Origin of the sequence: Paenibacillus terricola, assembly GCF_014779765.1 — a bacterium.
GTDB classification, from domain to species: Bacteria; Bacillota; Bacilli; order Paenibacillales; family Paenibacillaceae; genus Paenibacillus_T; species Paenibacillus_T terricola.
This window is the reverse complement of the sequence record NZ_JACXZA010000001.1, coordinates 1,106,225-1,126,408: the sequence shown is the minus strand read 5'-3', so window position 1 is coordinate 1,126,408 and position 20,184 is coordinate 1,106,225. Positions and strand designations below refer to the sequence as shown.

The 20,184-nt window shown below is 50.6% G+C and carries 19 protein-coding genes and 2 tRNA genes; 9 read left to right on the top strand and 12 right to left on the bottom strand.

Going from position 1 to position 20,184, the window contains the following annotated elements:
* Positions 1–34 precede the first annotated feature (34 nt).
* Positions 35–3,067, bottom strand: a complete 3,033-nt coding sequence (locus H8B09_RS04910; protein ID WP_191202312.1) for an efflux RND transporter permease subunit — start codon at positions 3,065–3,067, stop codon at positions 35–37.
* Positions 3,068–3,299: 232 nt separating this feature from the next.
* On the opposite strand from H8B09_RS04910, the gene H8B09_RS04905 reads away from it, so the two are divergent.
* The 3 genes from H8B09_RS04905 to H8B09_RS04895 are packed head-to-tail and all read left to right on the top strand — an operon-like array spanning position 3,300 to position 5,783.
* Positions 3,300–4,064, top strand: a complete 765-nt coding sequence (locus H8B09_RS04905; protein ID WP_224753257.1) for an ABC transporter ATP-binding protein — start codon at positions 3,300–3,302, stop codon at positions 4,062–4,064.
* Positions 4,061–5,083 carry an ABC transporter permease gene (locus H8B09_RS04900; RefSeq protein WP_191202310.1) on the top strand — a complete coding sequence of 341 codons (1,023 nt, stop codon included), beginning with the start codon at positions 4,061–4,063 and terminating at the stop codon, positions 5,081–5,083. The genes H8B09_RS04905 and H8B09_RS04900 overlap by 4 nt, the downstream gene beginning before the upstream one ends.
* Before the next feature lie 22 nt (positions 5,084–5,105).
* Entirely contained in the window at positions 5,106–5,783 is a 678-nt protein-coding gene (locus H8B09_RS04895; protein WP_191202309.1) for a TetR/AcrR family transcriptional regulator, read from the top strand.
* Between the two features lie 7 nt (positions 5,784–5,790).
* Here the strand turns inward: H8B09_RS04895 and H8B09_RS04890 are convergent, their stop codons facing one another.
* The 6 genes from H8B09_RS04890 to H8B09_RS04865 all read right to left on the bottom strand — a co-directional run bounded on the left by H8B09_RS04890 (position 5,791) and on the right by H8B09_RS04865 (position 14,036).
* A complete protein-coding gene (locus H8B09_RS04890) occupies positions 5,791–8,571 on the bottom strand; it encodes an ABC transporter permease (RefSeq protein WP_191202308.1) in 2,781 nt (926 codons plus the stop codon).
* Positions 8,568–9,251: an ABC transporter ATP-binding protein gene (locus H8B09_RS04885; RefSeq protein WP_191202307.1), complete on the bottom strand. Its 684-nt coding sequence runs from the start codon at positions 9,249–9,251 to the stop codon at positions 8,568–8,570. The genes H8B09_RS04890 and H8B09_RS04885 overlap by 4 nt, the downstream gene beginning before the upstream one ends.
* 103 nt (positions 9,252–9,354) lie before the next feature.
* Positions 9,355–10,701 (bottom strand): sensor histidine kinase, encoded by a 1,347-nt coding sequence (locus H8B09_RS04880; protein WP_224753354.1) that lies wholly within the window; start codon positions 10,699–10,701, stop codon positions 9,355–9,357.
* 28 nt (positions 10,702–10,729) lie between these two features.
* Positions 10,730–11,437, bottom strand: coding sequence for a response regulator transcription factor (locus H8B09_RS04875; RefSeq protein WP_191202305.1), 708 nt, complete (start codon positions 11,435–11,437; stop codon positions 10,730–10,732).
* 127 nt (positions 11,438–11,564) lie between these two features.
* Entirely contained in the window at positions 11,565–12,755 is a 1,191-nt protein-coding gene (locus H8B09_RS04870) for an MFS transporter (protein WP_191202304.1), read from the bottom strand.
* Positions 12,756–12,776: 21 nt separating this feature from the next.
* Positions 12,777–14,036, bottom strand: coding sequence for an MFS transporter (locus H8B09_RS04865; protein ID WP_191202303.1), 1,260 nt, complete (start codon positions 14,034–14,036; stop codon positions 12,777–12,779).
* A 148-nt stretch (positions 14,037–14,184) separates the two neighbouring features.
* Between H8B09_RS04865 and H8B09_RS04860 the strand changes: the two genes are divergently transcribed.
* Both H8B09_RS04860 and H8B09_RS04855 read left to right on the top strand, forming a co-directional pair.
* The gene (locus tag H8B09_RS04860) at positions 14,185–15,654 is read left to right on the top strand and encodes an aminotransferase class I/II-fold pyridoxal phosphate-dependent enzyme (protein ID WP_191202811.1); all 1,470 of its coding nucleotides are present in this window, start codon (positions 14,185–14,187) and stop codon (positions 15,652–15,654) included.
* Between the two features lie 145 nt (positions 15,655–15,799).
* Positions 15,800–16,234, top strand: a complete 435-nt coding sequence (locus H8B09_RS04855; RefSeq protein WP_191202302.1) for a DUF1885 family protein — start codon at positions 15,800–15,802, stop codon at positions 16,232–16,234.
* 269 nt (positions 16,235–16,503) lie between these two features.
* On the opposite strand, the gene H8B09_RS04850 is transcribed toward H8B09_RS04855, so the two are convergent.
* The 3 genes from H8B09_RS04850 to H8B09_RS04840 form a co-directional block, all read right to left on the bottom strand.
* Positions 16,504–16,815, bottom strand: a complete 312-nt coding sequence (locus H8B09_RS04850) for a DUF1292 domain-containing protein (RefSeq protein ID WP_191202301.1) — start codon at positions 16,813–16,815, stop codon at positions 16,504–16,506.
* 126 nt (positions 16,816–16,941) lie between these two features.
* The gene (locus H8B09_RS04845; protein ID WP_191202300.1) at positions 16,942–17,514 is read right to left on the bottom strand and encodes a stalk domain-containing protein; all 573 of its coding nucleotides are present in this window, start codon (positions 17,512–17,514) and stop codon (positions 16,942–16,944) included.
* A gap of 163 nt (positions 17,515–17,677) precedes the next feature.
* A complete protein-coding gene (locus H8B09_RS04840; RefSeq protein ID WP_191202299.1) occupies positions 17,678–17,884 on the bottom strand; it encodes a hypothetical protein in 207 nt (68 codons plus the stop codon).
* A gap of 253 nt (positions 17,885–18,137) precedes the next feature.
* On the opposite strand from H8B09_RS04840, the gene H8B09_RS04835 reads away from it, so the two are divergent.
* Positions 18,138–18,872, top strand: a complete 735-nt coding sequence (locus tag H8B09_RS04835; RefSeq protein ID WP_191202298.1) for an MBL fold metallo-hydrolase — start codon at positions 18,138–18,140, stop codon at positions 18,870–18,872.
* A 2-nt stretch (positions 18,873–18,874) separates the two neighbouring features.
* On the opposite strand, the gene H8B09_RS04830 is transcribed toward H8B09_RS04835, so the two are convergent.
* Together H8B09_RS04830 and H8B09_RS04825 are read right to left on the bottom strand one after the other, a co-directional pair.
* Positions 18,875–19,189: a hypothetical protein gene (locus tag H8B09_RS04830; RefSeq protein WP_191202297.1), complete on the bottom strand. Its 315-nt coding sequence runs from the start codon at positions 19,187–19,189 to the stop codon at positions 18,875–18,877.
* Positions 19,190–19,250: 61 nt separating this feature from the next.
* Positions 19,251–19,415, bottom strand: a complete 165-nt coding sequence (locus H8B09_RS04825) for a hypothetical protein (protein ID WP_191202296.1) — start codon at positions 19,413–19,415, stop codon at positions 19,251–19,253.
* A gap of 163 nt (positions 19,416–19,578) precedes the next feature.
* Between H8B09_RS04825 and H8B09_RS04820 the strand changes: the two genes are divergently transcribed.
* From H8B09_RS04820 to H8B09_RS04810, 3 genes are all read left to right on the top strand, one after another.
* On the top strand, positions 19,579–19,770 hold the full coding sequence (locus H8B09_RS04820) for a DUF2524 domain-containing protein (RefSeq protein WP_191202295.1): 192 nt from the start codon (positions 19,579–19,581) through the stop codon (positions 19,768–19,770).
* A 175-nt stretch (positions 19,771–19,945) separates the two neighbouring features.
* Positions 19,946–20,021 (top strand) — tRNA-Val (locus H8B09_RS04815).
* 32 nt (positions 20,022–20,053) lie between these two features.
* Positions 20,054–20,129 (top strand) — tRNA-Val (locus H8B09_RS04810).
* The last annotated feature ends 55 nt before the right edge of the window (positions 20,130–20,184 follow it).

Genomic DNA, 20,184 nt, shown 5'->3' with positions numbered 1-20,184 from the left:
CTTGGGCGCTCCTTCATAAGTAAAGGTATATTGCTTAATTCTGTACAGCAACGTTAGCTGCTTGCTGTTTAGCCGTCTGCGTTGCATTGCGGCGTTGTTTGCGCGACTTGAGGAAGAAGAACAATTCATAAATGCAAGGCACAATGATGAGCGTGAGCAGCGTTGCAGCCGTCAGACCGCCGATGACGACGATCGCCAAGCTTTGCGAGACGATGCTTCCGCTCTCATGCGAGCCGAAGATCAGAGGCAGCATCGCACAGATTGTAGCGACAGCTGTCATGACGATCGGGCGCATACGTGTCGTTGCAGCTTCGATCAGCGCTTCGCGGATCGACATCGTTTTCTCGTTCTGCTTCACGCGGTCGATCAGTACGATCGCGTTCGTGACAACGATGCCGACCAGCATGAGGCCACCGAATGCGGCTGTGAAGTCCGGCGTAACATTGCCGATGATCAGACCGATAACAGCACCGATTGCTGCGAGCGGCAGAGAGAACAGAATCGCGAGCGGTGCGCGAAGCGTTTTGAACGTGAGCACCATAATCAAGTACACAATAAGGATCGAAATAAGCGCTGTAACCCCAAGGTCTGCGAAGTCGCCCGACTGGTCGACCGAAGCGCCGCCAACGATCAGCTTCACGCCATCCGGAACTTTCAGCGAATCTGCTTTCTTCTTAATGTCTGCGCCTACGACGGATAACTTCTTCGGATCGGCCACTGCCGTTATGCGTACATACGGTTTGCCGTCTTTATGGTAGTACATGCTTGGCTCTTCCGACTTCACGAGCTTCGCCACTTGCGCGATCGGCGTCGGTCCGTTATCCGTCATTACCGTCAATTCTTTCAGGTTTTGCTCTGTTTCTGGTTTAATCGTTGGCTGCAAAATTACAGAGGAATCATGGCCATCAATGTTCAGCGTACCAATCGGCATTGGGTTCAGCAGCGCTTGAAGCTGCATTGCCACGTCTTGACCACGCGCTTTGAGCGGATCGATATCGAACGTGTAGACCGTCTTCTTCTGTTCTTGGTTACTGGATACTTTCAGTACGTTATCTACTGTTTTGATTTCAGTCATGAGGCTCGCTGCCGCTGTGCTAAGATCATCGAGATTATCGCCAACGACGTCGACGAATACGGACGAACCGCTGCTGTCGCTCATTAAGCTTGATGCACTTGCTTGGATGTCGCCGTTATCAAGGCTGGACTGCTGCGCTTTGATGTCCGACATCAGCTTATCTGCATCTGCCCCTTCCTTCACAAACACCATGAACGTAACAACGGTCGGCGACGATACACTGCCATACTTTGCATTATCCGAGCTATTGCCGTACTGCATAAATTCTTTGTCAACCGATTGGTTGCCGATCAAATATTGTTCCAGCTTCTTGCCGTTGTCCAGCACCTTCTCAACTGTCGTATCGCTTGGATATTCCAACGTCACGTTCAACATGTCTGCGCTGGAGGAATCAATAGCACCCTTCGGCAAGCCTATATAAGCACCTATCGATCCGACGAACAGAACGACTGCGATAAGCAGCGGCACCCATTTGTGCTTCAGATTCCAACCGAGGAATGCGGCGAAGCGTGGTGAGCCTTTATGTTCAACAGCTTTCGTATTGCGAAGCAAGACTGCACTTAGGATAGGTACGACTGTCAATGCGACGAGCAGCGATGCTAGCAGCGAGTAACCAACCGTCAGTGCGAATGGCAGCAGAAGCGCTTGGAGCGAACCGCGAAGCAGTGCCATCGGCAGGAATACCGCTACCGTGACGAGCGTCGAAGACGTAATAGCAGTCGAAACCTCCTTCGTTGCATCGATAACGAGCTTGAAGTTGAACGACTCCTTTTGCAGCCTGCGGTATATGTTCTCGATAACAACGATACTATCGTCTACCAGACGTCCGACTGCTACTGCGACACCACCGAGCGTAATGATGTTCAGCGAAACGCCGGAAATTTGCAACAAGTAAAGCGTAATGCCGAGCGACAATGGGATTGAAATGATCGTAATGAGCGTTGCACGGAAATTGCGCATGAACACGAGAATGACAATCGTGGCGAACAGAGCGCCCATCAGCACCTCTTGCATCATGCTGTTGACCGAATCAACGACCATATCCGACGTGCTAATAAGAATGGATGCTTCAATATCTTTATGGTTTGCATTGAGCTGGTCCACGATGTCTTGAACCGACTTGCCAACGGTTACAGCATTCGCATCCGCAGCTTTGGATACCGTGAGCATAATCGTATCTTTGCCGTTCATACGACCGATGCTCTCCTGCTTCTTCGCCATCTCAACGGTTGCTACATCGCTAAGCGTTACACCTTCTGCAAGCGGCAGTTTACGAAGCGTCCCCAAATCATTGATCGATGCGACGACGTTCACGTTGCCTGCTGAACCGTCGATATTTTGCTCACCGATCGATGCCGACACGCCGCGACTTTGCAAGAGACCCATAATAGCTTGGACTGTCAAGCCTTTGCTGGAGAGCTTTGCAGGATCAGGCGTAATCGTAATTTGAGGTGCTACACGTCCGGAGACCGACACTTGACCCGCGCCGTCCGCTTTCTTAATCTCCGTCTCGATTTCCTTGATACGCGCTTCTTTCTCTGCATCCGTCATGGTCTGATCAAACGTTACAACTACCCATGAAATCGGAATCATTGATGTATCGAATTGGACAACGAACGGCTTCATAACGCCACTCGGCAGCTGAACATTCGCTACGCTGCGCTCGATCTCCGCCTTCGCTTCCTTCATATTCGCCTTAGAGCCGAAGGCAATCTGAATGCTCGCATATCCGTCACCGGTCGTCGAGAACATGTCGGACTTGCCTTTGGTGAATTGAACCGCCTCTTCAATCGGTCCAGTTACTTGCTTCTCTACTGATTTGGCATCATAACCTGGTGCTAATACGGTCACAGCCACCGAAGGTTGATCCATTTTGGGAAGGAACTCCATCGGCAGTCTCGCATAGCTGATCGCACCTAAGCCTAGTGCCATAATAATTAGCAGCACAACGGCCGAGCGGTTGCGAAATGCCCACTCCGTCAACTTACTCATTCTCTATCCATCTCCTTTAATTTCCTCTCTCATATCCATTAGCAATCATACAGGAGAGCAGGGAACGCTCGAAAACGTCCGAGGTCGGTTTTCTGACTCGTCTATGGTTGGAGCTTCCACTCCGTCTAGAGACCGAGGAAAAAATGAGTGATTACTCACTACTCAACATTCTTTATTAGTAATATACTGGATAGTGAGTAAACACTCATTCCATCCGATCGGAGTGAAATCGATGATGAGCGTACCATTAGAAAGTTCTCTTCCCCCAGCGATCGTACTGGACGAAGTGACGCGTTCCTTCAATCATCGCACCATTATTGATCATGTGTCCTTAACCGTCCAGCAAGGCGAGCTATTCGGATTGCTAGGCCCTTCTGGTTCCGGCAAAACAACGCTAATCAAGCTGATGGCCGGTATCGACCGTGCGGACAGCGGCAGCGCACATATGTTTGGTGTTCATCTCCCAAAGCTCGAAATGCTCCATCGTTTCGGCTATATGGCGCAGTCCGATGCGCTGTACATGGAACTGTCCGGCCGGCAGAACATGGCTTTCTTCGGCAAACTGTACGGACTCAAACGAGCGGTTCTGAAGCAGCGGATCGAAGAAGCGGCACGCCTCGTCAATCTGACAGAGCATCTGAACAAGCAAGTAGCCGCTTATTCCGGCGGCATGAAACGCAGGCTGTCTCTAGCCATTGCGCTCATGCATCAACCTTCCCTGCTCGTACTGGATGAGCCAACTGTTGGGATCGATCCCGTCCTTCGCCGCTCGATCTGGCAAGAGCTCCGATCACTAGCTGCGCAGGGTACAACGATTATCGTGACGACCCACGTGATGGATGAAGCAGAGAAGTGTGATCGTCTTGGACTTATTCGGGAAGGACGATTCATTGCAGTTGATACGCCTGCCAACCTGCTCGCGCAAACAGGCAGCAGCAGCATTGAAGAAGCTTTCATTACATTGGGCACCCGCATGGAAGGGGGCGCAGTCCGATGAGAGTTAGTGCATTAGCTCTGCGCATTATGCAGCAGTTTGTTCGAGATCGCCGCACGCTCGCCCTGCTGTTCATTGCTCCACTGTTTGTATTAACGCTCATGAAGTTCGTGTTTGACGGTCAGTCGGTATCACCGGACATTGGCATCGCTGAGATGCCTGCTGCCTTGACGGAACAGCTTACTTCATCGGATGCGGATATCCAGAGCTATTCCAGCATCGATGAAGCGATGGCAGATCTGCGGAAGGGAAATTTAGATGCCGTATTGACGGTAAACAACGGTCGTCCGTCAATTACCCTAGAGGGCAGTGATCCTTCGACCAATAAAGCTGTGTTGCTCCTGCTTCAGAACATCCTGCGCGAACACGTGAACATCGATACGTCACTTGTCGTGTCTTACTTGCATGGCAGCGCTGATATGGCCTCATTCGATTCATTTGGTCCTGTCCTCATCGGTTTCTTCTCGTTCTTCTTCGTCTTCCTGCTGGCGGGTGTCTCCTTCCTGCGCGAACGAACGAGCGGCACGCTTGAGCGATTGCTGGCAACTCCGATACGAAGACATGAGATTGTTGTCGGCTATCTCGCAGGCTTCGGCGTATTCGCCCTGCTGCAGGCGACATTGATCGCTGCTTATTCCGTCAAAGTGCTCGATATGTATATGGTAGGATCGATTGGCTACATGCTGCTGATAAACCTTTTGCTGGCTCTGACTGCTTTGACCTTAGGAACATTGCTCTCCTCATTCGCAAGCACCGAATTTCAAATTATTCAATTCATTCCGATCGTTATCGTACCGCAAGCATTCTTCAGCGGGTTGTTCAATCTTGAGGCAATGAATCCGTGGCTTCAAAAGATAAGTAACATTATGCCGCTGTACTATGGTGCGGATGCGATGCGCGGCATTATGATTCGCGGGGAAGGCTGGGGAGATTTCGGAGTGGATGCTTATGTGCTGCTTGGCTTCTCAGCCTTATTCGCGCTGTTGAATGTTATCGCACTTCGCAAACATCGCCAGCTATAAAGCAATAAAGGAGTGACACAGCATGACGCAGCAGCAGCCAATCGATGAGTGGCTCAAAGAATTGATGCAGCAAGACGATCCGCAGCTTAAGATGACTGACAAACAAGCCCGGATCGTCGCTGCCGCTGCGGAAATATTCGCCCGCAAAGGGTTCGCAGCCGCCTCCACCAGTGAAATCGCTCAGCAAGCGGGCGTTGCCGAAGGGACGATATTCCGCCATTACCGCACGAAGAAAGATTTATTGCTATCCATTGTCGCGCCCGTTATGACGCGCCTGGTCACGCCTTTCGTCCTGCGTGATTTCGGCCGCGTATTCGAGGACCGATACGACAGCTTCGATCAGTTTCTTCGCGCGGTCATTGAGAATCGGATTCTATTTCTGAAGAAGAACATGTCCATTCTGAAAATATTCGTGCAAGAGGTTCCCTTTCACCCCGACCTGCAGGAGCAGTTCCAGAAGGTGGTCCTGAAGCAGGTGCTGGCCCGAATGACGGTTATCGTCGACCGATTCCGCGAAGACGGCATGCTCATCGACCTGCCCTCCTCCACGATTATTCGGCTCGCCGTATCTACTATGATCGGTTATGTGGTCGTTCGTGCGTTGTACGGCGAGAAGGAAGGAGCGGAATGGGACGATGAGCAGGAACGGCAAGCGACGATCGATTTTATCATGAGAGGCCTTGCCGTTCCAACGCCTTAACGACCAGCTACTGCTGGGCTTCCCGAAGGGCCTCGGCCGGTGCGAGCTTCAATGCTCCGCTGGCCGGGGCCATATTCATAACCAGAGCTGCGACAAGCAGTGTAAGCAGGAGTGGAATGATCGTATCGAATGGATAATGATAGAGCACGGGCTGATCGCCAGGACGTGTATCTTGTTTAAGCGTATTGATAAAAACTTGTGCGCCTGTCGAGCCGATCAACCAGCCCACCGCAAGCCCCGCTATACTAATGAGACTGCCTTCCAGCATAAACATCCGGCTTATATGACTGCGGGATAATCCGACGCATCGAAGCATTGCAATCGACTTCGCCCGCTCCTGTACAGCACGAAGCTGTACAATAACAAGGCCGAACAGACCAATCAATGCTGCTACCATCGTAAATCCAATGAAGCCTCTAACTAGCTGCTTATTAATGAGCTGCTGCGCCCGATTATTCGCATAAGGCGATTCGAACGTCGTAATGCCATTCATCAGCATCGTCTCTTCAAGCCGCTGCGTAATCTTCATATCCCGGTCATTGTATTGAAGAAGCACTAAACCCTCTTTGAATTGGTCCGGCCACTTGTAGCCATACTTGCGTAGCTCCTCATGTACGGCTGGATTCACGTAATTTGTTCGAAACAAATAGGTCTGCATCTTCGATTCCGAGTTATTCTCGGCAAATCCTGCAACGATGAACGTCCTTGTTTCATTCGCTACCCACTTCTCATTCATCATTCGCAGTTTCGACTCATAGATCGGAATTTCAATTGTATCGCCAGCCTTAACGAGAACCTGCTTATCGAAATCCGCCCGATCCGGATAAGGATACAAATACCACATGGGCAAAATGATATAACGCGCATCATTCTTCACCGCCGACCACGCTTCTTCATCACTAGTGAATTGAGAAGCCCGCTGTCGCAGTTGCAATCCCCCGCCAGCCAACAATTCGTCCGTTACCGGTACGAATGCGTGGCCGACTCCATTTTCGTTTATAGTCAGCATGTAAGGTTCCAATATCGTGCTTCGCTCCACGATAGACTGTACTTCTTCATTACTCGCCACAACATCCAGGATGCGACGCTTCTGTTCCTGCGTATCGTAGCCTACGTAGCCGTTATACCCAAGTACGGTCTGGTTCGTTTTCTCTACGTCCTGCCGTTCATAGATAGTTATATACAGCGAAGTTGTCAACGTCAGCATCATCATCATGAGCGCGAATAACAGCGCAATCGTATAGGTCCTTGCTGGATGCTGCCTGGAGAATCGGCTGGCAAGCAAAATCGATACTTGTGGGAATCGAAGCGTTTTAGCGATCCAGTCTATCGGTCCCGCAGCGTGTCCAGCCAAACGAAGAATGATGTAGAGTGCGCCAAGGCAACCAGCCAGCCAAGTCATCAGGATCAAAAGAATGAATTTGCCCGTTGCTTCTGGCGGATCCGCAACAAGTTGACTTAGATGAAGGATGACCGCACAACCAGCGAGAACCAACATCAGTATCGATTTCTTGTGCCGCTTCTTAGTTGTACGAGCATCGCTGATCGTATCGTAGCCTCCTCTGAGGGCATCGATAATCCGAACTTTACCGGCTTTGCGTGCAACAAGCAATGCAACGATCATCATGAACAACACGATGATAGCCATGACGATGAGCAGACCGCCAATCGAAATATGCGGCACGACCGTTATGTTCATCCCTGACGAACGCGCTAGTTCTTCCGCATATGTACCATAGAACAACTTGACTAACAGAACGCCGCTCCCTATACCTAATGCAGTACCCAGTACAACACAAATAATAGACAGCACCATCGCCTCTGCAACGAACATGCTGCGAATGTGACCGCGCGACAACCCGAGCGCTCGAAGCACTCCGAACATCTCACGCCTTGCATCCGCAATCATCGCGAGGATTTGACGGAGCAGCAGTAAACAAGAGGCGATGGCTACAGCACAGATTAAGAATACCGTAATATACTGCTTTCTCATCTGATCAGCCTGACCCATTGCCTCCCATTTGACGAATTGAGACTGGAACATTGGTTCAGAAGGTGTTGAAAAACCGTTCAGTGCAGAAGATCCTACTGCATTACGAGCCAACAGCCGATCGTAGCCTTCCTTCATGCCGGTCAGTTGACGCACTGCGCCTTCGGACACGATAACAGTCCCAATACTTTTCGCGTTCTGCCCACGGTAGCCGGGCAGCCCTTGCGTCGGTACGATCTGCTTCACTTGTACAAGCAGCGAATTTCCATTCACCGCTTCCAGCCGGATCGCATCATCAACGTTCAAACCGCTAAGTGATGCCGTCTGCTCATCAATAATAGCGGAATCATCAGCCATCCCCGTTGACCAGAGCTCGCTCGTGCTGGTGTCATAGGAGGCTGCTGCTACTGAATTGAAGCCCATTACATGTACACCAGGCAGCGCTCCTGCTGCTTGTCCATCCGCTTGCAGCTTCACCATGTAAACATCCGTGCTAACAACAGGTAGAAGTTTTATCGAATCCCCTATACGCTTGTAACTACCTACAATCTGATCGACTTCCTTATTCGAGAATAAGCGATCAGCATCTTTATCCTTAGGGATCAACTCCCAGCTCACTACGCCATAATGGCGATTGATCCAATCATCGGCGCTTCTGCCCACAGAATGATATTGGACATATGCCATGACGATAAGCATCGTGCCGATTGCACCTGCAACGATCGTCAGCACCGTCTGCTTCCAGCTGAGCTTCGCGTTAGCGAGCGCCATCTTCCATACGATTCGCTGCCTAATCATTGCACCACCAACCCATGATCCAGCACACGTCCGTTATGCATCCGTATGATCCGATTCGCTTTCTGTGCAATGCTGCTATCATGCGTGACCGTTACAACTGTCGTTCCATCATGTTTGTGCAGCATGTCGAGCAGTCCAATGACTTGCTCCGCCGACTCGGAGTCCAGAGCGCCTGTTGGCTCGTCCGCCCAAATGATGGCCGGTCGTCCCACGATGGCCCGCGCAATGGCTACACGCTGATTCTGCCCGCCGGACAGTTCGGATGGATAACGACGCGCCTTGTCTGAGAGCCCAACACGATGGAGCGCCTCCATCGCCTGCTTCTTCGCATCAGATGCCTTGAATCCCCTAGCCGTAAGCGGAAGGGAAACGTTCTCCCAAGCTGTCAATACCGGAACGAGATGATACGCTTGGAATACGAATCCCATTCGTTCCAGACGCAGCTGTGCCAGCTCCTGCTCCTTCAGCTCATGAAGCGCGACATTTCCGATCCACACTTTGCCCTCGTCCAAAGTTTCAATGCCTGCCAGCACATGCAGCAGTGTCGTTTTGCCACAGCCAGACGGCCCCGTTACAGCGACAGACTCCCCTTCAGCGATCTCAAGACTAATATCTCGCAGCGCATATGCTGCTGCATTGCCTTGCCCGTACGTCTTCGTCAAATGTTCGACTCGAATCACGATTCGTCTTCCTCCCCATATCCTAATGAATTACTGCTACGGATAAGGTATCAGACTCATGTGCAGCCATTATCGAGCAAATGTGCAGAACTTGTGCAGATCGCTAAACCGTAATAACCGGAAGCTGCAAGCGGAAGGTCGTCCCTTCTCCCCATACGCTGTTCACCTCAATCGTCCCGCCATGCGCCTCTGCATACTGCTTAACTATTGATAGGCCCAGCCCAAGCCCACGGCGTTTATTATCGTTGGTATGTGAGGCACTTCGGTAAAATCGTTCAAATAGATGGGCGAGCTGCTCCTTCTCGATACCGAATCCATCATCCTTTACCGACCATGTTACGCTCCCTTCCTGCTGATGCACCGATATGACAACCTCTGTTCGAGCATGCTGAATCGCATTCCCGATCAAGTTGACGATCAACTGGCGGACACGAACCCGATCCGCATAAACCATCACATCGGTTGGCCCGTCCAATTGTATCGATAAGGTCTCTTCCTCAGCCTCGCCTTGCAACGCCTCAATAACAGCCTCGCTAGCTTCTCGGAGCGAGAACCAACTCTTCTCTAGCGGCAGCTTGCCCGCTTCTGCCAATGCGAGCTCCTGCAAATCATGAACGAGCTTCGTCAAATAGAGCAGTTCATCATGCATAAAAGCCGTCTTCTCGAGTGGCAGCGGCGTCTCGGCAATTAATGCATTCTCAAGCTGAGAACGCATAATGGCAAGCGGTGTACGCAGCTCATGCGCAATATCTGCAACCATCGACCGCCGAACAGTCTCCAGCTTGCGCACATAAGCATCGATATGCGCTAAATCGTGCTCCAACCGGTTATCAGTCGCAGCGAATTGTTCGTACGGATCAGCGACCGGGCTTATAGGGGGATAGATGTCGCCACTGCTTCGAGAAGGTACGATCCCCGCTATACGCTCCTGAACACGATTCATCATACGCGATGATTCGGAACGCCAACGTTTAATCAACAACAACCAGAGCGCATAGCAAGTTATAAAGGCGATAATCGATCCAATCCAAGCTGCACCTGGAATACTCGCTCCGCGACTAATCGCAGTCTGGGTATAGCCAATAATGGCGCCATCTTCAACAATCGGTTTGCGATTATCGCTGGACCGTTCAACTGCCGCGCCGCCTTGTGCCACTCGCTTGCCATTAACATCGAATACAAGTACGTTTAAAGCATGGAGCGGATAATCCCGCACATCTGCGGACAACCTCTCCTCCAGTCCTTGCCATCCACCTTGAGTTTCATAATAGTTCGCTGCATATCGATTCCAATAAATCGCCTGCTCTTCATTTCGATCCTTCAACGCTTGCCGTTGAACGAACCAGCCACTCCCTAGCAGCAATACAGAAGCGAACAACGCTGCTATTCCACCAATGTTTGCCGCTGTCACCCAAGTGGACCGGGACCCATTCGAATCGTTCTTCTTCATCAAAGGAATAAGGGCACCTCCTGGACGTCTAACCAAACTTGTAACCGACACCATAGACCGTAAGCACATATTTCGGCTCTGCTGCATTGTCCTCCAACTTACGTCTAACATTGCGAATATGAGAATCGATCGTGCGTTCGAAGCCCAGATAGTCATCACCAAGTGCAGCTTCCATTAGATGAGCTCTTGTATATACGCGTCCGGGATGCTGCGCAAGCTGCCAGATTAGCATGAATTCCGTACGTGTCAGATCGACCGGAACACCATTCTTCTCTACAACGTAACGATCAGGATCAATCGTCAGCTCACCCCGACGAACAATCGCAGATTCGCTGCTTGTTTCGGGGCCGGACACTTGCCCAGCACCGCGCTCCGCTCGGCGAAGGACAGCCTTAATCCGAGCTGTAAGCTCCCGTAGGCTAAACGGCTTTGCCATGTAATCATCGGCTCCTAATTCAAGTGCCAGAACTTTATCGAACTCGTCCCCCTTAGCGGTCAGCATAATGACAGGAAGACGCCATTCATTCGCATTACGCTTACATAGATCGATGCCGCTTGCGCCACCTGGCAGCATCCAATCTACAAGCAGCAGGCTTGGACGATGCGACTCGATGTGCTGAACAGCCTCATCAAAGCTAGCCGCACCATGGACTTCGAAGCCCTCCATCTGCAAATATCGAATCCCTTCTTCAAGAAGCGCTTGCTCATCCTCTACCCATACAATCGTTACCCCCACAGCGACTCTCTCCCCCGTATGACTTTTCCTATGCAAAAAACCGACCCGAACGTCCGCTGCAGGGACATTTCGGGCCGGCTTCTGGTAAGCCTAGCTTCGACCTTGATGTTGTAATCCTAAGCTGCCGTTATGCCGTCTTCGTATGCGGGTCATGCGCAGGCTGACGATCCATGCGTCTGAACTGTGCAAGCAGCAAGAGCGCTGCCAGCGATAGAACACCGCCAACGACGTATGGCAGCTGCAGATTCAAGCCGAACAAGAAAGCGCCAAGCAGCGGGCCAGTAATACGTCCCAAGCTGTCCATAGACGAGCTAAGCCCCGAGGCAACACCTTGTCCAACCGTCGTCTTCTGTGTAATAAGCGAGGTGACGCAAGGGCGAATGAGCGCATTGCCTACGCCGAATACGGCCAGCGCTACCGTTGCCCATACAAGAGAATGCGAGAACATGAGCAGGAAGAAACCGATTGCTGAGATGATAAGGCCCAGCATAATATACTTCGGTTCCTCGCCTTTCTTGATTCTTCTGCGAACAACGCCGCCTTGAATGAGCGCTCCGACGATTCCGCACACGAAGAACATGAAGCCGACCTGTCCTGGCGTTACATCAAACCGTTCGATTCCGAAAAACTGCAGCGTTGCTTCCATGCCTGCAAGGGAGAACGAAACGACGTACGCGAGTATGTACAAATATTTGAGCGGTCCCGTAAATGCCGTCCATCGGGATGGGTTGCGCTCACTCGATGAGCGGCGGCGCTCCGGCGCAAGCGATTCGCCGAGCTTCGCCCATGCGAGCAGGAAAGTTACGGTCGATAGACCGGCAGCGACATAGAATGGTGTCTCCAGCGACACTTGGCTGAGCAATCCGCCGAAACCAGGACCAATTGTAAAACCAAGACCGATCGACATGCCGACAAGTCCCATCCCTTTGGTCCGTTGTTCAGGGGGTGTGATGTCCGCCACATAAGCGACGATAACAGATGTAACCGCACCCGAGAACAAGCCGCCAAGGACGCGTGACGCATACATAAGCGGCAAGTTGCCTGCCGCAAGACCAAACAATAGGAAGCTGGCTGCAAAGCCGAGCACGCCTGTTAGAATAACCGGTCGCCGTCCGATACGATCGGACAAGCCGCCCCACATTGGAGACAACACGAACGAGACAGCGGAATAGATGGCAAGCATCAGACCGGTATGCAATTCGGCAGAGCCTGTGTTGGTCGCCAGAATGAGCTCCGGCATTACCGGTATAATGATGCCGAAGCCGACGAACGTAATCATAAGTGTTGCCATAACGATTAGCAGACGTTTGTCTTTCATTTGGTTAATCCCTCCATCTGCCTATCGTACCATAACCGCTGACTTGCGTGTGATGAACAAATGAAGAACGAACAGCGAGATCAGCACGACGCCGCTAACAAGAAACGGCGAATGCGGACCGTATGTATCCCACATTTTGCCCGATAAGATCGAACCGAACACCATGCCTGCTCCTTCAATCGTTAAGAAGAAGCCCCACACGGCACCCCGTTCTTCCTTCGGAATCGCTTCAGCAATTAAGGCATTCCAGGACGGTATAATGAACGCATAGCTTAAGCCAACGAGTGCGACGATCGGCAGTACGAGCAATAGGTCACGCGTATAACCAAGCAGCGTAAGCGAAATAGCAGCAGCCGGGAAGCCGAGGTGCAGAAACCACCGCGTCCCGTATTTATCGACTGCTTTACCGACCGGAATCAATCCGATTACGGTAAAAGCTCCACCAGCCAGCATGTACATACTGTACTGTTCTGGCTCCAAGTGAAGTACCGTCCGCGCATAAAGAGTCAATACCGGCACAAGAAGACCCAGCGCGAAATTCTGCATGAACATTGCCGGATACAGCAGTTTGCTTGCATGCATAGAGCTGCTGACCTTAGCCAAATACGTACGGATACGTTCCATCATAGGCCGACTCTTATGATCATGCTCTACGGCAGCTGACTCTTCCCGACCTTCGATCGCCCTAGATTGCTTCCGACCCGGCAGGAATATCGTCACCAGCGTTGCGATAACCATTAGCGCGATTAATATTTTGAACGACAATTCATAGGAGTGAGAAATGAAGAAATTAATGACGATAGGCCCCGCTCCAACGCCAATAAGCCAAGCCATATAGACGACACTCATGATCGTGCCGCTAGCCTCCGTGCCTGCAACCGCCGTCGTTCCTGTAATGACACAAGGCCATAACGGAGAAGTACCGACGCCAATCAACAGACAAGCGCAAATGATCCATGGCATATCATCGGTGACGGCAACGATGACGACAGCGGCGAATGTTAACAGTACGCCTGTCAGCATGACGGCTCGATAGCCAACGCGATCGATAATCCAGCCAAGCGGACTGCGGAACGCATTATCTCCTATATATTGAAGGGCTAGCGCCCATCCGACGGCATAAGCAGATAATCCAAGTACCGTGCCCATGTAGACCGGCAGAATGGAAACCATTAGCGCGCCTTTTACAAACTCAACAAAGAACATAATAATAAGCAATTGGATGACAAATGGGGAAGTGAGTACTCTTCTTCCTGCAATAGCGGTACTAATTGTTGACATGTGCTGCTCCTTTCCTAATTCGCAGTTCAAGATGCAAGGCAGACAACGGATGGCCTTCGGCCAAAAACTTGCTTGCATTCCCCCCTGTTTTTGCTATACTCAACTTTGTTTGTAACTACGAGGCTAGATGAAAGGCTGGGATGAAGCGATGGATCATAACAAGACTCCGCTCTTCAGTGCGCTTCGCCGCCATGCGGAGCAAAATCCTTTACAATTCCATATCCCCGGACACAAGAAAGGCATGGGCAGCGACCCTGAGTTCCGGGAATTTATCGGTGATAATGCGCTATCAATCGACTTAATCAATATCGCACCACTGGACGATTTGCATCAACCGACAGGCGTTATCGAACAATCGCAAAAATTGGCAGCAGATGCCTTCGGAGCCGATTATACCTTTTTTTCCGTCCAAGGTACAAGCAATGCCATTATGACCATGATTATGTCGGTGTGCGGCCCCGGCGAGAAAATTATCGTTCCGCGCAACGTACATAAATCGGTTATGGCTGCGATCATCTTGTCCGGCGCTCGCCCTGTATTCATATCGCCTGCCCGTGACGGCAATCTCGGGATCGACCACGGCATTACGACCCGCTCCGTCCGCCGCGCGCTGGACAAACATCCGGATGCCAAAGCCGTGCTCGTCATTAACCCGACTTACTACGGCATCTGTGCCAACCTGAAAGAAATCGTCGAGCTGGTTCACAGTTATGATGTACCCGTACTCGTAGACGAAGCGCATGGCGTGCTCATCCACTTCCACGAGAAGCTGCCTATGTCCGCGATGCAGGCTGGCGCCGATATGGCGGCAACAAGCGTTCACAAGCTGGGCGGTTCGATGACGCAGAGCTCTGTCCTTAACGTTCGTGCCGGGCGCGTCAATCCAACTCGCATTCAGACGATTATCAGTATGCTGACGACGACGTCAACGTCGTATATTTTGCTCGCATCGCTTGATACGTCTCGCCGTCATCTGGCTCTCAACGGACATGAAATGGCCGAACGCGCGATTGAGCTTGCCCAATATGTTCGGGCAGAAGTTAATACGATTAAAGACCTGTACTCCTTCGGCGAGGACATCTTGGGCGGAGAAGCGACGTATGACTATGATCCGACCAAAGTAACGATCCATGTCCGCCATCTCGGCATTACGGGCTACGAAGCAGAGAACTGGCTGCGCGACCGCTACAATCTCGAAGTCGAGATGAGCGATATGTATAACATTTTGTGCCTGATTACGACTGGAGATACCCAAGAAACGGCAGAAAAGCTGATTCATGCGCTGCGCACGATGTCCGACGAATTCCATTCGAAGGGCGAAGTGAAGGAACTTGTGGTCAAAATCCCGGAGATTCCGCATCTGGCTCTCACGCCGCGCGACGCGTTCTACGAGGATACGGAAGTTATTCCGTTCAAGGAATCGGCAGGACGCATCATTGCAGAATTTATTTATGTTTATCCGCCAGGCATTCCGATCCTTCTGCCGGGTGAAGTCATCTCGCAGGAGAACATCGATTATATCGTTGATCACGTGGAAGTCGGACTGCCGGTCAAAGGTCCGGAAGACCGTACGATTCAATTCGTGAAAGTAATCGCTGACGAAGAGGCGATTTTCTAAGTTAAATTGAGGTTTATTGATGATAAGCCGTTCTGCATTAGCCGCGTTCAGCGCGCTATGTCGGACGGCTTTTTTGCATGACGCATCGCAGTCATTGTCAGCTTTTCCCTGGCCATGCTATGATGCGTATAGGAGGTGTGCGCAGATGGGAAATCACGCTTACATTCGGTTAGTTCAAGGCTCAGCCGCTCCGTCGGGCATCACATTGGAAGAGCTGGAGCAGTCGCTTGAGCTGTATCAGGATGCGCTGAAACGAACCGGTCATCAGTTGAATTGGGAATATGAAGAGGCAGCATTTCCTTACACGGTTGAGAAGGTTGTTAAACCGTCAGGCAGTGAACCGGCATGGCTGTACCTACGAGGCAATGCTTCCCGTTATCGACACATCGCATTAAGCGCAACGGCAGCGAATGAGCAAGCCGAAGAGAGTTGTCCAACCGTGCAAATCGTCCTCCCCGATGGCGCTACCCATGGCGATAAGGGCAAAGCGACTGAATTGTGCCGGTTCATCGCACAGCGGTTGAAAGCCGAACTTACGCTGTTCAACGGACGGGTTATGTATTTCAATCCTCGTAAATGAGGGATTTCGCAGACAGCGTTTATACAATCCATCTTTCTTAATTCCAATCAAATTTCTTATATGGACAAAAAATGCCTGCAGCATAAGCTGCAGGCATGTCTTCTTACTAGAAAGCTCGAACGAAAGTTGTGCCACACAAGGGGCACGCGTCTCTCATCACGCAGTAACTAGACTACGCAATCGTCTTGCCACCAGCCCTTTCCGGGGTCCAGGGGACGGTAGTCCCATGGGGTCCTCCCTTGCAGGGAGGATTTAGGCGGGTAGAAATCTTACTTGCTGTTCTCTGCAGCAGCAATTTCTTCGTATACTTTCGTAACGCGATCCCATTCAGCATCATCTTCGATGCCTACGAGGAACGCTTCTTCGTTCTCTTCTTCGATACGGAAGATGAGACCGTCTTCTTCTGGATTGTTGCGGTCGATCAGAACAGCGTATACTTGCTCTTCGGATTCAAACGTGTAGACCATTACCATCTCACGCTCTGTACCGTCTTCATCCGTCATTACAAATACATGCTCTTCATGTTCATGATCGTGGCCGCAGCCGCAATCATCGCCATGTACATGTTCATGTTCGCTCATATGTTTTACCCCATTTCGCTCATTAATACGCCTATAGGCGCATATACCCTCGTATCGTATCATGTTCGACCCATGTGGTCAAACGCAAAACACCGGCCGAATAATCTCAGCCGGTGTCACCTTTTCTTATTGCGCCGTAATCATTTTCTCCGAAACTTGCCGCCACTCATCGTTATCGTTAACCTTCATATAGAAGCGAACCGAATATTTGCCTGCGGAGTCGAAGAAATATTTGAAATCGCTTGTACGGAACCAGAAATTATCCTTCGTCACATTAACCGATTGCTGCTGGATGACCTTCTCGCTGCCGTAAGGATCAAAGATCGAGACTTTAACCGCAGAAACGCTGGTCAACAAGTTATCGATCTGAGCGAACACCATGAACGACACGCGGTTATTTTTGTCCACGTTGCCGAACGTAACTTCTTTATCGGACGCCTTAAACAAGAACATATGCACATTCGGTTTATAGACCGTTACTTTCTTCGTATTCTCATCCCAAGCGATGAGCGCCTGCAGCGTATTTGCAATTTGACGAAGCGGCAAGTATGTCTTGTTGTCTTCCAGCACTCCGGTATCGTCTAGTTCACTGCCATTCACAATGACGCGTACCTTCTGTACGGCAGCATCAGCGAATATCATGCTTCCTCCCCACACGGACAGCAGCATAAGTGCAATGAGCACCTTTCTCAACCTCATAGATGTATACCCTCCATCGCCTGTCTGATGAAAGGTTATACTCTCCTTTCCCGGTAAAGTTGCGCCTGTAAAAACAGATTATGAATAAAATTTCATAAAGCTGTCGTAACCTGTAGAAACTCGCGCTTCCCCGGGAAATGAACCCACCGTTAATTACCCGTTGTTAATGATAAGTTTTGGTTAGCGGACATGGAATGCCCTTGCCGATCGCGCCTGGCTCCTGCATCCGCTCCCAATACTGCGTACCGCGTGCGCAAGGCGTCTTGCATACGGCACAGGTGTCTGACAGGACCAGCTTCATAAAGGCTTGTTTGCGGTCCGATGCTGACTTTTTCTTCTTCTTCGATGCTTTCGCTTTACCCTTGCTCATAGATGTCCAACACCTTCGTTCTTCATAATGCGTGTTCTCAAAGTTCGGTTCGCAGCGAGCTTTGAGAACAACCTCTTAGTCATGGCGGATCTATCACCATCATATGAAGGTAGGTGCGGACGCGTACCCAGAATGGGCTTAGCTGTTAATAGGCTGATATCCTTTAGGCAATCGTATAGAATACATCGTGGAAACCGTACATGGTAGGATAAAGGTAGGTATTGGCGCTTCGTTAGATGAGGAGGAATTAAAAGTGACAGCTGCAATTACGATGATTGGGACGGGCAGTGCGTTTGCCAAAGTATACGATAACAACAATGCAATCATTGACGCGGACGGGTTTCGGCTGCTCATCGATTGCGGGATTACCGCACCAGCCGCACTACATAAGTTAGGCGTCTCGTTCGGCGACTTAGATGCCGTTCTCATTAGCCATACCCATGCTGATCATGTTGGAGGACTTGAGGAATTTGCGTTCCAAATGCTGTTCGTTCATCAGCGCAAGCCGGTTCTATATATCCCCTCTCCACTGCGTGAACCGCTGTGGGAGCATACCCTCAAGGGCGGGCTCGTCCAAGGGTCGTTGCAAACATTAGAGGACTTCTTCGAAGTCCGTGAGCTTACGGTCGGTGAACCAACCGAGCTTGCGCCCGGTCTGGTGATTGAACCGATCCGGACCGAGCACATCGAGGGCCGGCTCAGTTACTCATTCCTTATCAACGAGCGGTTCTTCTATAGCGCAGATATGATTTTTGACCGTGAGCTTCTGCAGCAGTTGGTGGATGAACGCGGCGTTCGCTCTATTTTTCACGATTGCCAGCTTACTGCCCCGGGTACGGTTCATGCCTGTCTGGATGAATTGCTGACACTGCCGGAATCCATCCAGACGATCACGCGGTTGATGCATTACGGGGATACGATGCAGCAGTTTATCGGACGTACTGGTCTTATGAGTTTCGTGGAGCAGGGTAAATCATACGATATTTAATGTCATTCAGCGACGCTTGGCATCTTCCGATCCCAACCCGACTCTTCGTCCGTAAGCGTTGGCGAGTACAGCTTGTCCACTCTATTGGACGGTGCGTTAATGCCGCCATGCTCAATCTTAGGCTCACCATATACATCCTTACGGACTCGACTGCCATATACATCTTCTCTCACAGTCTGTACATGCTGTGTCGCACTTGCTTGGCGAGCCTCAAACCATCCATACTGGTGTGCAGCTCTAGTTCCCATTACACACAAAAGCAGCGCAGCCGCAATTCCAAGGGCTGCGCCGATCCATGCCGATTGAATAAATCTCAACGTCATTCCTCCAATTGATGTCGCTCGTGATGTTCGCTAGTATATCCTGTTAAGAGCTTCCTCAATCTCGTCTATTGTCTTTGGGAAGCTTTCTTCGCCAGACGAATGTCTCATCATAAGCTAATGAATCTTTGATCACAAACCGTGCAACATTCGCAATGACTACGCCAACAATCCCAAACAAACCGATTAACCAGACGATCAAATGGGCGTATTCCTCCGCCATCGACACTTCCGCCTCCTATGCGCTTTCTATAAAGTTATGCATATGAGGTATGTCTATAGAACGACAATATGGCGCTTGGTGCGAATAGCGTCATCACTTCGAGTCATACTAATGGCTGTTCCAACCAACTTCCATTAACGACTCGAAAGGAGTGCCTTCCGTCTTGACTCACAACCTGGAATCGAATTACGACTGCTCAAGCGCATCCGCAGATCTGCCTGAGCTCATAAGCGAGCTGCAGCATCTGCAAGCGCAGCACCCACTGTCCGATGATCAACAGCAAGAAGTGAATCGGCTTGAGAATCAAATCCGGTTCATCCGCAACAAATGCGATATTCCGCATGAGCAGTCTTAATGCAGGTTGATGTTTTCGTATATGGTTAAAGCCGCTCATTGGGCGGCTTTAACTTTTTTATGACTTAAACGATTCATGTCGTTATGTATTATTTCGGCTCAATTTGTTAAGAAAAGAGTAGACAAACGTATCGGCAGCGTGATATATTATTCCATGTCGCTTCAATAAGTCACGTGATCTGTTAGCTCAGCTGGGAGAGCACTATCTTGACAGGGTAGGGGTCAGTGGTTCGAGCCCACTACAGATCACCATATCTTTAAACCGTTAATTAAATACCCATTATGATCTGTTAGCTCAGCTGGGAGAGCACTATCTTGACAGGGTAGGGGTCAGTGGTTCGAGCCCACTACAGATCACCAAATTGCAATTTCACTCCCGACTTTCGTCAGGGAGTTTTTTTGTGCGCTCTCCTCC